This window comes from Streptomyces erythrochromogenes, from assembly GCF_040684695.1.
GTDB lineage: Bacteria > Actinomycetota > Actinomycetes > Streptomycetales > Streptomycetaceae > Streptomyces > Streptomyces erythrochromogenes_C.
Window position 1 is genome coordinate 680,177 of sequence record NZ_JBFBGM010000002.1, and the last position, 16,343, is coordinate 696,519.

The 16,343-nt window shown below is 74.8% G+C and carries 8 protein-coding genes; 5 read left to right on the plus strand and 3 right to left on the minus strand.

All coding sequences use genetic code 11. The annotated features are described in order from the left end of the window. The first annotated feature begins 554 nt into the window (after window positions 1-554). Window positions 555-2,759: an asparagine synthase-related protein gene (locus AB0O53_RS07215; protein ID WP_351001134.1), complete on the plus strand. Its 2,205-nt coding sequence runs from the start codon at window positions 555-557 to the stop codon at window positions 2,757-2,759. Between the two features lie 535 nt (window positions 2,760-3,294). Further along, window positions 3,295-6,951 carry an AfsR/SARP family transcriptional regulator gene (locus tag AB0O53_RS07220; protein ID WP_365193669.1) on the plus strand — a complete coding sequence of 1,219 codons (3,657 nt, stop codon included), beginning with the start codon at window positions 3,295-3,297 and terminating at the stop codon, window positions 6,949-6,951. Window positions 6,952-7,021: 70 nt separating this feature from the next. Here AB0O53_RS07220 and AB0O53_RS07225 read toward each other — a convergent pair whose 3' ends face one another. Next, on the minus strand, window positions 7,022-9,070 hold the full coding sequence (locus AB0O53_RS07225; RefSeq protein WP_365193671.1) for a sigma-70 family RNA polymerase sigma factor: 2,049 nt from the start codon (window positions 9,068-9,070) through the stop codon (window positions 7,022-7,024). A gap of 319 nt (window positions 9,071-9,389) precedes the next feature. Next, window positions 9,390-10,169 carry a TetR/AcrR family transcriptional regulator gene (locus AB0O53_RS07230; RefSeq protein ID WP_351001142.1) on the minus strand — a complete coding sequence of 260 codons (780 nt, stop codon included), beginning with the start codon at window positions 10,167-10,169 and terminating at the stop codon, window positions 9,390-9,392. A gap of 333 nt (window positions 10,170-10,502) precedes the next feature. On the opposite strand from AB0O53_RS07230, the gene AB0O53_RS07235 reads away from it, so the two are divergent. Together AB0O53_RS07235 and AB0O53_RS07240 are read left to right on the plus strand one after the other, a co-directional pair. Further along, on the plus strand, window positions 10,503-11,933 hold the full coding sequence (locus AB0O53_RS07235; protein ID WP_365193675.1) for an NAD(P)/FAD-dependent oxidoreductase: 1,431 nt from the start codon (window positions 10,503-10,505) through the stop codon (window positions 11,931-11,933). 135 nt (window positions 11,934-12,068) lie between these two features. Continuing rightward, window positions 12,069-13,907 (plus strand): ATP-binding SpoIIE family protein phosphatase, encoded by a 1,839-nt coding sequence (locus tag AB0O53_RS07240; RefSeq protein ID WP_365193715.1) that lies wholly within the window; start codon window positions 12,069-12,071, stop codon window positions 13,905-13,907. A 75-nt stretch (window positions 13,908-13,982) separates the two neighbouring features. Here AB0O53_RS07240 and AB0O53_RS07245 read toward each other — a convergent pair whose 3' ends face one another. Next, window positions 13,983-15,329 (minus strand): MFS transporter, encoded by a 1,347-nt coding sequence (locus AB0O53_RS07245; RefSeq protein ID WP_365193718.1) that lies wholly within the window; start codon window positions 15,327-15,329, stop codon window positions 13,983-13,985. A 124-nt stretch (window positions 15,330-15,453) separates the two neighbouring features. On the opposite strand from AB0O53_RS07245, the gene AB0O53_RS07250 reads away from it, so the two are divergent. After that, a complete protein-coding gene (locus AB0O53_RS07250; protein WP_351001146.1) occupies window positions 15,454-15,990 on the plus strand; it encodes a MarR family winged helix-turn-helix transcriptional regulator in 537 nt (178 codons plus the stop codon). The last annotated feature ends 353 nt before the right edge of the window (window positions 15,991-16,343 follow it).

Here is a 16,343-nt window from a genome sequence, read left to right on the forward strand (position 1 = left end):
TTCCCCGCCTCCCAAGCGTTAAGGCCCTTACTTCCGTATGGCGGGATTGTTGTCCGTTTGCGCGGTCCGGCCCGGGGCCGACGGCGGGGGCGCACGTCTCGTCGCGTGCTCCGCCCGTGGTGCCGTGCGCCCGCCCGTGCGCTCTGGCCGGTCCGCGGACCCGGCGATTCGATGTGCGGTGCGTGGGTCGGCCCGCTGCGTGAACCGGGCGGGCCGGGGGATGCCGCTGCCTCAATCCCCGCGGGTGGCGGAACGGTCCGGGGGGCGGAATCCGCCTCCCGGACCGCGCCCGCGCGCCGGGCGCCGACACCGCGCGACGGTTCTCCAGGCGGCCGAAGAATGGCCGAAAGCGACCTATGGGGCGGTGGGAACGGAACGCCAAATACCGCGTGGCCGGGGCGTGTTCGTTTGCGTGTGCGCCCCCTATAACCCCTCTCGCACGCCTGTCCCGTGGCAGCATGGACCCGAGCCACCGGGGTCCCATCGACCGCGCCCTCAGCGCTGTCCGTGCTGCCCGTGCCCCGGTCATGTGCCCACAGGCTGGGGAGGCGGCGGTGCGCTGGTTGGTGGGGTGGAGCAGTATCGCCGCGAGCTTCGGCACGGCCGGCCGCGTCTCCGGCCAGGGACCCGGCCACGGCCCGGGCGGATACGGTCCCGGCGGCGCGCCCCTGCAGGGCGGCATCGCGGACGCCGCCCACGCGGCCGACCCCGGCGCGGACGCGGAACGCACCGTCCACCCCGTCGGCGCCCAGCTGCTCTGGGGCGACCCCGACCCGCTCTGGGCCGTCGGCGACTGGCGCCCCGACGAGATCCGCACCGTCACCGCCGACCCCGCCGATCCCTTCACCCGGCTCGCCGTCCTCGGCTGCTGCGGCGCGACCGACGCCGAGCTGCGCAGGGCCCTGTACGCGGCCCGCGGCGGCGCGCTGCGCCACCTCACCCAGTGGTCCGGCAGCTACACCGCCGTGGTCCAGGCCGGCCGCCGCATCACCGTCGTCGGCGACCTCGCCGGCGCCCGGCCCGTCTTCTACACCCCCTGGGCGAGCGGGACGGCGTACGCCACCGCCGCGCTCCCCCTCGCCGACCTCATCGAGGCGCAGCTCGACATCGGCCACCTCGCCGCCCTGCTGGCCTGCCCGGACAGCCCCGAGGCGCTGGGCGACGGCACCCCGTACGCGGGGGTCCGCCGCATCCCGCCCGGGCACGCCCTCATCCTGCGCGAGGGCTCCCGCGAGATCACCGGCTACGAACAGGTGGCCTCGCTCGCGGTGGCCGCGCCCGAGGCCGACGCCGACCGCGCGGTGGAGGGCGTACGGGAAGCTCTGGTGGACGCGGTGCGCGCCCGGCTCACGGCTCCGCGGCATGCTCCCGACATCCCGCCACCGTACGATCCCGGCCCCGTGCCCGGCATGGGACCGGCCGACCGGCGCGCGGCCCGCGGCGCACCGGCCCCCGGGGTGGGCGCCGACCTGTCCGGCGGCAGCGCCTCCGCGACGCTCGCCCTGCTGGCGGCCGGTCTGCCGGGGGCGCCGGGCAGCCTCACCAGTCCCGCCGGGGCCCGGCTGCTGGCGGTCACCTTCAACGACCTGGCCACCCCGCAGGGGCGCGAGGACGAACTGGAACGCGCCAGGGCCATCGCGGCCGACCCGCGCCTGCACCACGTCGTGGTCGCCGCCGCGGCCGAGGCCCTCCCCTACACCGACCTCGACGGCCCGCTCACCGACGAACCCGGCCCCTCCCTGGTCTTCGCCGCCCGCGAGCGCCGCAGACTCGCCGCCGGCGCCGCCGACCATTTCACCGGCCACGGCGCCCGGCAGGTCCTCGACGCCCACCCGGCCCGCATGGCCGACCTCCTGATGGACCGGCGCCGCCGCCACCTGCTGCGGCCGGTGGCGGCGCTGGCCCGCTCGGCCTCCGCCGCCGGAGCGGCCGGGGAGTCCCTGCTGGTGCCGCTCACCGTGTACTCGGCGGCCCGCAGGCTCGCCCGTACGACGTACCGCGCGGGCATGGAGGCCGCCGCGGCCCGGCTCCGCGAGGGCGGGGTCACCGAGCGCACCTCGCGCTCCTCCGGTCCGGTGGACGCCTCCCTCGCGGCCCTGACCTGGTCCCGGCCGGGTCCGGCGGCGGGCTGGCTCACGGGGGAGGCGCTGGCGGAAGTATCGATCCGGCTTTCGGCCGCGGCCGGGCGGCCTCCGCTGTCGCTGCGCCCGGGGGAGGCCCGGGCCCGTTCCGTGCTGGCCCGTCAGGCCGCCGACCACCGCGTCTTCGAACAGGCCGTGGAGGTCCGCAGCCAGCGCCTGCACGCCCCCTTCCTCGACAACCAGGTCGTACGGGCCGCACGCGCCCTGCCCGAATCCCTGCGCGTGCAGCCCGGCGCCCGGGCGGAGATCCTGCGCAGCGTCCTGTACTCGGCCGGCGTGCGCGAGCTCCCGCCCGGCTGGGGCGCCACCGCGCACACGCCGAACGAGACGGCGACCAGGCTGGGGCTGCGCGCCGCCCTGGACGACCTGCTGGACCTCTTCGCCGCCCCGCTGCTCGCGGACGCCGGCCTGATCGAGGCCCGGGTCGTGCGGCAGGCGCTGCTCGACGCTGCCGACGGGCGGCCGGTCCCGCTGGACGGGCTCGCGGAGCTCGTCTCGATGGAGCTGTGGCTGCACCGGCTGCTGGCCCGGCGCGGCACCTGCTGGACGGGTACGTCCGCGGCCCGGCGCAGGGCCGTGCCCGAGGGGGTCCCCGTGCACCGCCCGGCCCTGTCCTGACCGCCGCGGTACCCGTGCCGCGTCCTGGCCGTCTCCGGGAGGACCCCAGGTCGTCGGGGCCCCCGAGTCCGTCCGGCAAGCGGGGAGTTCCTCGGCCCTGCGGCTCAGGGGAGCCCCATGGCACCGGACGGGGCGGGCTCGGCCGACAGGACCCGGGAGGGACGCCCCGGCCGAGGACCGGCGATCACACCGCTCGCCGTGCCGGCTCCGCCCCGCTCGCCGAGGCCCCGCGCGCCTTCCTGGGAGGCCGGCGGGGGCACCTCGTTCCCCCGACGCCCCGGCGGCCGCCGTCGGGGGCGGTCGCACGGCTCGCCCTGCCGGCTGCGCCACGCCAACGCCCCGGCGCCCGCTGTCCGGGGCGGTCGCGCCGCTCGCCGTGCCGGACCCTGTCGGCTGCGCCACGCCAGCCCCAGGTCCTGCGCGTCTCCTGGAGGCCGGCGGGGGCACCTCGGTCTCCCGACTGTCCGGCGGCCGCTGTCCGGGGCGCGCCCAAAACCCCGCCGCCACCCACCGCGCGGCCGGGCAGAATTGGCGCGTGCGGTACCTCATCCTCGGCGTCACCGAGGCACACGACGAGACCGGCGCCGCCCTCCCGATCGGCGGCGCCCGGCTGCGCGCGCTCCTCGCCGCGCTCGCCCTGCGCGCCGGCCGTCCGGCCTCCGTCGCCGAACTCGTCGACGACGTCTGGGGCGACGCCCCTCCCCTGGACGCCCCCGCCGCCCTCCAGGCCCTCGTCGCCCGCCTCCGCCGAGCCCTCGGCGGCCGGGACACCGTCCCTGCCGCACCCACCGGCGGCTACCGCCTGGCCGCCTCCCGCGACGACGTCGACCTCCACCGCTTCACCCGCCTCACCGCCGAGGGCGACCGGGAACTGGCCGCCGACCCCGAGAGGGCCGCCCGCACCCTGCGCACCGCCCTCTCCCTCTGGCGCGGCCCGGCCCTCGCCGACCTGGCGGAGCCCGCCCGCACCGCGCACGCCGCCGCCCCCGAGGCCCGCCGCTCGGCCGCCCTTCGCCGACGCATCGAGGCGGACCTGCTCAGCGGCACCATCGCCCCGGCGCTGCTGCTGCCCGAGATCGAGGCGCTGGTCCACGAGAGCCCGTACGACGAGCCGCTGCGGGCCCAGCAGCTGCGCGCCCTGCGCGCCGCCGGCCGGCCGGCCGACGCCCTCGCCGCGTACGAGCGCACCCGCCGCGCCCTCGCCGACGGCCTCGGCACCGACCCCGGGCCCGAACTCACCGCCCTGCACGCGGAACTGCTCCGGCCCCGCCCCCTGCCGCCCCACACCCCGCCGAACCAGCACTCGCCGGTCCCACGGGCCCCGCAGACCACCTCGCCGGGTTCACCGGCCTCGCCAGCCCCGGCGAACCTGCCCGCTCCGCAGCCGTCACAGACACTGCCGAGCCACCCCTCACAGGCCCCGCAGGTCCCGGCGACTCCGGCGAACCCGCCGGGTCCGCAGGCGCAGCAGGTCTCGCCGAACCAGCACTCGCCGGTTCTCCAGGCCCCGCCGGGTCCGCAAGCCTCGCCGACCTCGCAGACGTCGCCGAGTGTGCCGGCCCCGGCCGACCAGGCAAACCTGCCCGGTCCGCAGCCGCCGCAGGCCTCGCCCGGTCCGCAGCCGCCGCACGCCGGCCGGGACGCACACCCCGCAGCCCCCGTCGCCCCGCTCGCGCCCCCGGCCCGGCCGGAGCCGGAGCCGGTTCCGCCCTCCCGTCCGGAGGCGGCGCCGCGAGGCAACCTCCGTCCCCGCCTGAACTCCTTCGTCGGCCGCGAGCCCGAACTGGCCTCCCTCCACGAAGACCTGGCCCGGCTGCGCCTCGTCACCCTCACCGGCCCCGGCGGTTCGGGGAAGACCCGCCTGGCCGAACACGCCGCCGCGGCCCACCCCGAGCCCGGCTGGCTCGTCGAACTCGCCCGCCTCGACCACCCCGCGGCCGTTCCCGGCGCGGTCCTCAGCGCCCTCGGCCTGCGCGAGAACTCCCTCGTCGCCCGCGAGTCCCCGGCCCCGACCGCCCCCGCCGATCCCACCACCCGCCTCGTCGAGCACTGCGCCCACCGCAGCCTGCTGCTCGTGCTCGACAACTGCGAGCACGTCGTCGAAGCCGCCGCCGAACTCGCCGAGCGCCTCCTCACCCACTGCCCCGGCGTGCGGGTCCTGGCCACCAGCCGCGAACCCCTCGGCATCCCGGGGGAGACCGTCCGCCCCGTCGAGCCCCTGCCGCCCGACCCCGCCCATCAGCTCTTCGCCGACCGCGGGGCGGCGGCCCGCGCCGGGTTCACCGTGGACGAGGACCCGGCCGCGGTGGCCGAGATCTGCTCCCGCCTCGACGGGCTGCCGCTGGCGATCGAGCTGGCGGCGGCGCGGCTGAGGCTGCTGACGCCGCGGCAGATCGCGGACCGGCTGGACGACCGTTTCCGGCTGCTGACCAGCGGGGCCCGTACGGTGCTGCCGCGCCAGCAGACGCTGCGGGCGGTCGTCGACTGGTCCTGGGATCTCCTCGACGAGGCCGAGCGCACGGTCCTGCGCCGCCTGTCCGTCTTCGCGGGCGGCTGCGACCTCGCCGCCGCCGAGGCCGTCTGCGGCGACGGGGACCGAGCCGGCGATGGGTACGGGACCGGCCCCGACGTCGCCGACACCCTCGGCTCCCTCGTCGACAAGTCCCTCGTCCTGGCCGAACCGTACGAGGGCCACGGCATGCGCTACCGCATGCTCGAAACCATCCACGAGTACGCCGCCGAACGCGCCGCCGCCCACCCGGCCGACGCCCGGGCCACCGCCCGCCGCCACGCCGCCCACTTCCTCGCCTTCGCCGAGCGGGCCGAACCGCTCATCCGCTCCGCCGCACAGCTCCCCTGGATCCGGCTCGTGGAGACCGAGCTCGACAACCTCCGCGCCGCCCTCCACACCACGACCGCCGAAGAGACCGACGTCGAAACGGCGCAGCGCCTGGCCTTCGCCCTCGGCTGGTTCTGGTGGCTGCGCAACTACCGCGGCGAGGGCGCCGAGTGGACCACCCGGATCCTCGCCCTGACCCCGGCCCGGCCCCCCGAGGGCACACCCGCCTACTGGCGCCGCATGCGCCTGCAGGTCTTCGACATGTTCCTGCTCGCCGAGAGCAACTCCGCCGAGAGGTTCCGCACCCCCGAGTACCGGGAGCTCGCCGTCCAGATCAAGACGGCCTTCCGCCACGGTTCCCCCGAGACCGCCGTCTTCCCCGGAATCCTCTGGCCCGCCACCTCCTTCCTCACCGGCGACGTCCTCGAATTCCACGCCGACCTGGACCAGGCCGTCGAGAACTGCCGCCGCCACGCGGGCGAATGGGAGCTGGGCGTCGTCCTCATGCTGCGCACCCACGTCGCCATCGACGTCACCGGGGGCCTGCCCACCGTCGACGCCGACCTCGCCGAACTTCATGAGATCGCCCAGCGCGTCGGCGACCGCTGGACCCGCGCCCAGGTCGCGAGCGCCGCCGGCGAGATCGCGCTCTCGCGCGGCCGGTACGCCGAGGCCCGCACCGAGTTCGAGGAGTGCCTGCGCCTCGCCCGCGAGGTCGGGGCCCACGTCGAGGCGCCCTTCGCCATCGCCCGGATCGCCGAGGCCGCCTACAGCGCCGGCGACCTCGACGACGCCGAGCGGCTCCTGGCCGAAGCCGACGAGGAGGCCGACCAGCACGGCGGCGTGTACGACGTCAGCGCCTACGCCCGGCTCCTCGCGGCCCTGCTCGCCCTCCAGCGGGGCGACGCCGCCCGTGCCCGGGCCGAGTGCGAGCTCGCCCGCATCCAGACCGAACGGATCACCGTGCCGGCCCAGCTGACCGCCGGGCTGGACACCGTCGACGCCGTCCTCACCGCACGCGAGAGGGGCCCGGAGGCCGCACTGGCCCTGATCGGGCCCGCCCTGAACGCCGCCGTAGAGGGGCGGTGCGCCGAGCGGGTCCTGGCCGGCATCGCCGAGGCGGCGGCCCGGTTCCTTGCCGACGCCGACCGCCCGGCCGAAGCCGTACGGGCCTTCGCGGCGGCCACCGCCTGGCGCGCGGGCCTGCCGCGCTCGGCGCCCGAGGCGCACGTCGTCGACGGCCTCCCGGAACGCACCCGCGCGCTGCTCGGCCCCGAGCGCTGGGCGCACGAGGAGGCCGCGGGGGCCAGGCTCACCCCGGCCGGACTCGTCACGGCCCTCACCGGCAGCTGATCACTCGCGGCTGCTCACCGGCCGGTGAGCACCGGCGGCTCACCACGGGCAGCCGATCAGGTACGGGCGCTCACCGGCAGGCGATGACCGCGTCGGCCCAGCTCGCCAGCGTCGGCAGGCTGCCCGGACCGGTCTGCTCCACCACCAGCCGCAGCGACTTGCGCCCGGCGAGGGGCACCTGGAAGGACGCCGGCGGGTCCTCGTACCCGAGCGCCCCGGACTGCCACAGCCGCTGCCCGTCGGCGTGGACGGAGAACCGCACCGTCCCGTCCGTCAGCAGCGACAGGCCGTCCACGCCCGCCCACCCCGAGAAGCTGGTGCACTGCCGGTTGAGGGCGATCTCCACCGAGGAGCGCGAATTCACCGTGATCCCCTGCGCGAACCGCCGGTCGCCCACCCGCAGGCCCCAGCGCTGCCACACCCAGCTGCTGCGCCAGGCCTGCAGTTCCGGGCCGCTGTGGTCGCCCCGCACCGAGTACGGCAGGGCGGCCAGCCGGAACGACTCCGGCGGCTTCGGGGCGGGCGACGGGGTCGTCGGCTTCGGCGTCGGTGTGCTGGGGGACGGCGTGGGCGCGGGCTTCTGACGATCGGGAGACGGCGAGGGAGGCGGGGACGCGGTGGGCGCCGCCGGTGACGGGGAGGCCGACGGCGTCGGGGTCGGCTTCGGCGACGGCGGTACGGAGGCGGCCGCGGGCTGCGGCTCCTCCTCGGGCGGGCTCGGCTCCGGCGAGGGCGACGCCGAGGCGGCCGCCTTCGGCACGGCCGGCGCCGCCACGCTCGGCGCGGGCTTCACCCGGGCCTGCGGCTCGGGATCGTCCCCGGACAGCGCGAACACCACCCCGGCGGCAGCGGCCACCGCGATACCGGCGGCGATGGCGGCCTTGACGGGCAGCCCGAGTCCCTCGGACGCCAGAGCGCCCCCGACCGCGGACCCGGAACCACCGGCCCCGGCCCCACCGGCAGCACCGCCCGCAGCCCCGGCCCCCGCACCGGAACCGGCCGTACCTCCAGCAGCCCCGGCCCCGGCCCCGGCCGCGCCGGCGGCGGCGCCCCCGGCGGCCGACCCGCCCGCAGCGGCCGCCGCGGCCCCGGCCCCGCCCGCGGCGACGGCCCCACCGGCCACCACCCCGGCGGCCTTGGCCGCGTACCCGGCGGCGAACCACCCGATGACCGCCACCGGAAGCAGCGCGGGAATGCCCGCGTTGACGTCCTTGAGCTCCCCGGCGGCCAGCCGGCACTTCACGCACTCCTCCAGGTGCCCCCGCAGCCCGCGCTCCGCCCGCATCCGCAGCCCGCCGCGCGCATAGGCGCCCAACCGGTCCGCGTACCGCGCGCAGTCACCACCCGAACTCAGCGCCGAACTCACATGCGCCTGCAGATAGGCCTGCTTGAGCCCTTCCCGTGCCCGACTGGCCAGCACCGCGGTCGCGTTGGCGCTCAGCCCGAACAGCGGCGCGATCGCACTCGGCGACGCCTCCTCGACGGTGGTGTGCCACAGCACGGCCTGCCACCGCTCGGGCAGGCTCCGGAAGGCCTGCATGGCCAGCGACTGCTCGGCCTCCCGCATCGCCCGCACGTCCGCGCCCAGTTCGAGGGTGTCGTCCCCCGACAGCCCCGACATCCCGGCGCCGCTCTCGGTCCGCGTGGCCGCCTGCTCCGCGAAGACGGCGAAGTCCTCGACCAGGTGCTCCCGACGGGCCGTCTTGCCCCAGGCCGCCGCGACCCTGCGTACGGTCGTCAGCAGGTAGGCCCGCACCGACTGGTCCGGCCCGGCCCCGCCCCGTACCGCCTGCAGCGTCCGCGCGAACACCTCGGCGGTCAGGTCGTCGGCGGTGTGCCCGTCCCGGCAGCAGGACCGCGCGTAGCGCCGTACGGCGTCGGCGTGACGACGGAACAGCTCCGCGTACGCACCGTCGTCGCCGGCCCGCATCCGGGCGATCAAGTCCGCGTCGGACGGCGGCAGCTCGCCCCCGGCGCCGAGCGGGCCCGAGGGTCCCGACGAACGCGCCCGCCGCCCACCCGGTTCGCGCTGAGCCGGTACCTGCCGGGCGGGCAGGCTGCCGATCTCGGTCTCGCCCCCGGCGCCGCCGGATGACTCTTCACGCCCGTCAATGCTCATCGCGGAAGCCCCCGCACGACACGCTCAACCGGTACACCGATCAAGCGTGTCACATGGCGGACACGCGTCGGACCGGTCTGCGCGCCATCCACCCGTCCGGGCAGGTTTCGACGCGGCACCGAACAGGACGCCGCCCACGGCAACGCACCAGGGCAGCAGCGGTGTTGGCCCGGCGGCGGCCCTGCTCCGGCCGGCCGGGCTCCCGTTGCGGTCCGTTCCGTCCCGGGACCGAACCGGTGCCTGCCCGTCACAGAGCTGCCGCCGGGCCGGAGCCGGACCGCCACCAGGCCGGAAGCGGACCGCCACCGCGCCGCCGAGATCACACCGTCCGGGACCGCAGACCCTCGAGCAGGATGTCGAGCAGCCGGCTCGAAGCCGCCGCCTGCTGCGCCGGGTCGGGCAGCGCGGGCGCCGCCGTCGCGATCACCAGCAGCACATCGGCCACCGTGACGTCGGCACGCAGCTCACCGGCCTCCCGCGCCCGGTGCACCAGCCGGCCGACGACCTCCAGCAGGGCGCCCGCGCCCGCGTCGTCCGAAGGCTCGTCCTCGGCAGCGCCCCGCGCCGCACCCACGACCCGCAGACCGGGAGCACCGGCCGCCTCGGCAGCCTGGCGCTGGTGCGGAACCCGCGCCTCCGCCGCCGCCTCCTCGGCCGCCTCCTCAGCGGTCGAGCCGACGCGCAGCACCTGCGGCGGCAGCAGCCGTCCCGCGCCCGAGGCCACGGAGGTGCGCAGGAAGCGCGACAGCGCCTGCCACGGCTCCTCCTCCTGGCCCAGCGCGGTCCTGGCCTGCTCGGTCAGCCGGGCCGTCTCCTCCTCGGCTATCCGCCGCACCAGGACGTCCTTGCTCGGGAAACGCCGGTACACGGTGCCGACACCGACCCGGGCGCGGCGCGCGACGTCCTCCATCGGAGCCCCGTAGCCCAGCTCGCCGAAGACCTCGCGGGCAGCGCGGAGCACGTGCTCCAGGTTGCGCTGGGCGTCGACGCGCAGCGGCGTGGAGCGCCCCACCCCGTGCGTGGTCGGGCTGGTCAAGGCACGACCGCTGCTCTCGACCGAGAGAGCGGTCGCAGAACCATGGAAATCGGAAATGTTCATATGTATCCCCCGGTAATCATTTGTCTCCCCCCGGAGACACTCCCCGCCTTCACGCCGAGGGGGGCCACGGTCTCAGGCCCGGTCCTCGACGAGATACGAACATAGTTGAGCCAGAGTCAATTCAGAAGAGGCAGCCCCGGACGGACCACCGCCCGATCGGAGCATTCACCCCCACTTTTCCCCCACACACCCCCGGAACCTGCCTCTCCGCCCGCTCTGACCTGCGAACTTCGGCCACCCCCGGAGGTCCCCTTCTGCCCCACCCCAGGGCTACCACCGGTCACACAATCCGCCGGGCCTGTGGACAAACTCCCGGCCACGATGCGTCATGGGATGGTGAAGGCTGCTAACTCCCGGGGCACGGCCCCCGGTACCCCGCCCCGCACGCGCATCCTGATCGTCGGCGGCGGCTACGTCGGCATGTATACGGCGCTCCGGCTCCAGCGAAAGCTCAGAGCGGGAGAAGCCGAGGTCACGGTGGTCACGCCCGAGCCGTACATGACCTACCAGCCCTTCCTGCCGGAAGCGGCCGCGGGCGCGATCTCCCCGCGCCACGTCGTGGTCCCCCTGCGCCGCGTCCTCGGCAAATGCCGCATCCTCATCGGCCAGGCCACGAGCATCGACCACGCCAAGCGGACCGCGACCGTCAACACCCTCGCCACCGCGGACGAGGGCGTCGGCCCCGTCGAGATCGAGTACGACGAACTCGTCCTCGCCCCCGGCTCCGTCTCGCGCACCCTCCCCGTGCCGGGCCTCGCCGACTACGGCATCGGCTTCAAGACCGTGGAAGAGGCCATCGGCCTGCGCAACCACGTCATCGAGCAGATGGACATCGCCTCCTCCACCCGCGACCCCGCGATCCGCGACGCGGCCCTCACCTTCGTCTTCGTCGGCGGCGGCTTCGCGGGCGTCGAAGCCCTCGGCGAGCTGGAGGACATGGCCCGCTACGCGGCGCGGTACTACCACAACATCAAGCCCGAGGACATGAAGTGGGTCCTCGTCGAGGCCAGCGACCGCATCCTCCCCGAGGTCGGCCTGGAGATGGGCGTCTACACGGTCCGCGAACTGCGCAGCCGCAACATCGACGTCCGTCTGGAGACCCGGCTCGAATCCTGCGAGGACCGCGTCGCCGTCCTCAGCGACGGAGCACGCTTCCCCACCCGCACCATCGTCTGGACCGCCGGCGTCAAGCCCCACCCGGTCCTGGCCGCGAGCGACCTCCCCAAGAACGAGCGCGGCCGTCTCGTCTGTACTTCCTTCCTCACCGTCGAGGGGGTCGAGCACGCCTGGGCCGCGGGCGACGCGGCGGCCGTCCCCGACATCACCGCCCCGCCGGACGCCGAGGGACCCCGCCGCGAGTGCGCCCCCAACGCCCAGCACGCCGTCCGCCAGGCCAAGGTCCTCGCAGACAACCTCCTCGCCGCCCTGCGCGGCGAAGTCCTGACCGAGTACGCCCACAAGTACGCCGGCTCGGTGGCCTCCCTCGGCCTCCACAAGGGTGTCGCCCACATCTACGGACGCAAGCTCAAGCGCTACCCGGCCTGGTTCATGCACCGCGCATACCACCTCAGCCGCATCCCGAGCTTCAACCGGAAAATGCGCGTACTTGCCGAATGGACCCTCTCCGGCCTCTTCAAGCGTGAGATCGTCTCCCTTGGCTCACTCGAACACCCCAGGGCAGAATTCGAACTGGCTGCAGGCGGCGGTCCCAAGTCACCTCCTCCGCCCCTCGCCCCCAACCCCCCGCAGAACGGCCAGGGCTGACGTTGTCAGTGCGGTCGGCCACACTGGACGTGTGACCATAGGTGTGCTCACACCTGCACAGAGTGACATCGTCCCGTCAGCGACCGCCCACGAGCGACACAGCGACCACTCGCGACACCACGAGGCTTGAACGCAGTGAACTTCACGCGCTGGAGCGCCCGGTTCCCCGGAACGCAGCGCCGCGCCGCCGCCCGGACCGAACACGCCGCAGCCCAGGCCAAGCGGGGCGAAGGCGCGGTCCCGGCGGCCCGCGGCGGCCGCCCCGACCCCGGAGCGGAGCGCCCCGCGCCCGTCGACGGCCACCCCGCGGACTCCACGGTCTCCGGAAGCGGAACCGGCGCGGGCACCGGCACAGGCACCGGATCGGGCACCGGAACGGCCCCGTCCCGGGGGACCGGCGTCCTCACCGCCGTGCCCTCCCTCGACGAGCTCTCGGTACGCGAGGTCCTCGGCCGGCTCCCCGCCCTGGTCGCCCTCGTCCACGGCCCCGAGCACCGCGTCGCGTACGTCAACGACGCCTACACCGCCGGCTTCGGCGCCCGCACCCCGGGCGCCCCCGCCCACGAGGCCCTCCCCGAACTCGGCGAGCTCGGCCTGCTCCCGCTCCTCGACCAGGTCCAGCGCAGCGGCAGGCCCCGTACCGCCAAGAACCGCACCGCACCGGGCGGCGGCAGCTCCTACACCGTCACCTGCACGCCCGTCGAGTTCCCCAGGACCGGCACGGGCAGCGGAACCGGGACCGGAACCGGAACCGGGACCGCACCCGAAGCGGAAGCCCACCACGCCGGCGTCCTGATCCACCTCGCCGACGTCACCGACCACGCCGAGGCCGTCGAGCGCCTCCGCGCCAGCGAACGCCGCCAGCGCGAGGCCGCCGTCACCCTCCAGCGCTCCCTGCTCCCGCAGGAGCTGGAACAGCCCGACGACCTGCGCATCGCGGCCACCTACCAGCCCGGCGGCACCGAGGCCGCCGTCGGCGGCGACTGGTACGACGTCATCACCCTCGGCGCCGGCCGCACCGCCCTCGTCATCGGCGACGTCATGGGCCGCGGCGTCCGCGCCGCCGCCGTCATGGGCCAGCTGCGCACCGCCGTCCGCGCCTACGCCCGCCTCGACCTGCCCCCGCACGAGGTGCTCCAGCTCCTCGACGGACTCGCCGCCGAGATCGACGCCAGCCAGATCGCCACCTGCGTGTACGCCGTCCACGACCCCAACGAGGGCCTGCTCGCGTACGCCTCGGCCGGCCACCTCCCGATCCTGGTCCGCGACGAGCACGGCACCGTACGCAGAGCCGCCGACCCCACCGGCCCGCCGCTCGGCACCGGCGGCTGGCTGCACACCTCCGGCACCATCGCGCTCGGCCCGGGCTCCACCGCCGTCCTCTACACCGACGGCCTGGTCGAACGCCGCGGTGAGGACATCGACGAGGGCGTCGCCGCGCTCGAACGTGCCCTCGCCGGCGCCCAGGGCACCCCCTCCGTCATCTGCGACCGCCTCATGCGCGCCCTCGGCGTGGACGCCGACCACGACGACGACGTCGCCGTGATGGTGCTCCAGCAGCCCGCCCGCAGCGGCGCGGACGCCGAGCTCTTCCACAACGCCGCCCTGGAACTACTCGGCGGCATCGAGGCGGCTCCGCGCGCCCGGGCCTTCGCCCAGGGCGTCCTCGCCTCCTGGCGCTTCCCCGTCGAGCTCTGCGACCTCGGGGTCCTCGCGGCGAGCGAGCTCGTCGCGAACTCCCTCCAGCACGGCACCCCGCCCATGCGCCTGCGGCTGCGCCGCACCGACCGCCGGCTGATCATCGAGGTCACCGACGGCGACGACCACCTGCCGCGCCGCCGCCGCGCCGAACCGGCCGACGAGACCGGCCGCGGCATCTCGATCGTCGCCACGATCGCCTCCTCCTGGGGCTCGCGCCGCACCCCGGGCGGCGGCAAGGCCGTCTGGTGCGAGTTCGCCCTGCCGGACAAGTAGCCGGAGCATCAGGCAACGCGAAAGGCCCCGGTCCACAAGGACCGGGGCCTTCCACGTCCGCACCTGCCGGAGCGGTTACGCGTGCACGGGCCGCGCGGGCTCCACGGATTCCACGGATTCCACGGGCTCCACGGGCTCCACGGGCTCCACGGGCTCCTTCACCGCGACGGCCGGACCGCCCTGCGCGACGACCCTGCTCGCCAGCACCGGATTGTCCTGCATCGGCGTGAGGCCCTTGCCGAGCCGCAGCGCCAGACCGGCGATCCCGAGCGAGACGAGCACGAAGACCGCGATGTAGAGCATGGGAGCGCCCGCACCGAGCGGCACCCCGAGCGGCCCCAGGGCCAGCGCCATCTGCTTGACCAGCGCGAAGGCCGAGTTGTACTGGCCCACCGAGCCCTCGGGCGCCAGGTCGGCGACCAGCGGGGCCAGGGTCGGCGACAGCATGGCCTCGCCGATGCCGAAGAGCGCGTACGTGGTGATGAACGCGGCGGCGGCCATCATCGCGCTGCCGTGGCCCAGCCCCGAGAACCCGGCGATCAGCCAGGCCCCGGTCCAGATCAGCCCGACGAGGGCGATGACACGCGACCGGCGGCGCTTCTCGACCAGCTTGAGCACGACGAACTGCGCGAGGACGATCGCACCGGTGTTGGCGGCGAGGGCGAATCCGAGCGTGGACGGGGAGATCCCGGCGGCCTCCGTACCGAAGGCGGCCAGACCCGACTCGAACTGTCCGTAGCAGGCGAAGAACACCACGAAGCCCAGCACGCACAGCTGCACCATGGCCTTGTGCCGCAGGAGCCGCTTCCAGCCGCTGCCACCGGCCTGGGCCGGGTCCTTCGGCAGGGCGTCCTTGATGGCCGGCACGTGCGGCAGCCGCACGGTGGCCACGACACCCGCCAGGACCAGGAACATCACGGCCTCGATGCCGAACAGCAGGGTGAAGCTCCCCGGCCGGCTCTCGTCGACGATCTGCCCGCCGAGGAGACCGCCGATGCCCAGGCCCAGGTTCTGCATGAAGAACTGCAGGGCGAAGGCGCGGGTCCGGGTGGACGGGGTGGAGCACCACACGATCATCGTGGCCAGGGCCGGCTGCATCACGGCTTGACCGGCGCCGAGCGCCAGAGCGGACAGCAGGATCGGCACGATCCCCGTGGAGAGGCCGAGCGCGAGGGCACCCGCGGAGGCGGCGACGGCCGCACCCATGACCACGGGCACCGGACCACGTCGGTCGATGACCCGACCGGTGAAGGGCAGCGCGACGAGAGCACCCAGGGCGAAGGCCACGAACGCGCTCGTGGCGGCCATGGAGCCGAGATCCCGCACCTGCGCCACATAGATGTAGAGGAACGGAACCGTGAAGCCGATGCCGAACGCGGTCAGCGCGTTCCCGGCCTGGATCCGCCGCATCGCAGCGCCCATCACCTTGGTCACTTCTCACCTGCCTTGATAACTGAAGACTGAAGACTTCATACCTAAAGTTCGATCCTTAACAGTACACACCGAAGGAGTTAGACGCCAACGGGCTCGTGCCATACTTCGACGCATGGGTGACACCCCCGACGGCACGACGTCCGTCCCCGAGCCGAGCCTCGATGAGCAGATCGCCGTCTACCAGCGCGAATTCCAGGACCTCGACCCCCAGGTCGAGAAGGTCGTTTCGGCGCTGAGCCGCCTGAACCGCCGCATGAACGTCGCGTACGGACGCCAGACCGCGGCCCTGGGCATCAGCAACGCGGAGTGGGAGGTCCTCAAGGCCCTGGTCATCTCCGGTGCTCCCTACCGGATGGGCCCGAGCGAGCTCGCGAAGCAGCTGGGCCTCACGCCGGCCGCAATGACCCACCGGATCGACCGCATGACGGCGGAGGGCCTGGTCACCCGCGAGCGGGACGAGTCCAACCGGGTCCGCGTGATCGTGGAGCTCACGGACGAGGGCCGCAGCAAGTGGCTGGACGCGATGCGGGCGGCCACGATCTTCGAGGAGGAGCTCCTCCAGGACCTCTCGACGGCGGAGCGCGGGGTGCTGGGCGACATGCTCACGCGCCTGCTCGACCGGGTGGAAGACCTCCAGTCACCCAGCTGACCACCGGGGTTGACACAGCCTCGGCGGGTCCGTAAGGTTCTTCGAGTTGCCCCGCAGCCGGAAGGTTTCGGCGACAACAAATCGGCCGCCTCGTTGCGGCACCCAACTCAGCACGATCTCCCACTGGGAACGATTTCGGCGTGCCCGAATTCATTTCCGAAGGCCGATTATGAATCGCCGGGGAAATCCACTAGAGTTTGGGGAGTCGGAAGGGCCCAACAGCCCGGAAGACAAACCCCGCTGACTGGGGGTCAGGCCCGAAAGAGTCTGATAGAGTCGGAAACGCAAGACAGCAGAACGAAAGCCCGGAGGAAAGCCCGAGAGGGTGAGTACGAAGGAAGCGTCCGTTCCTT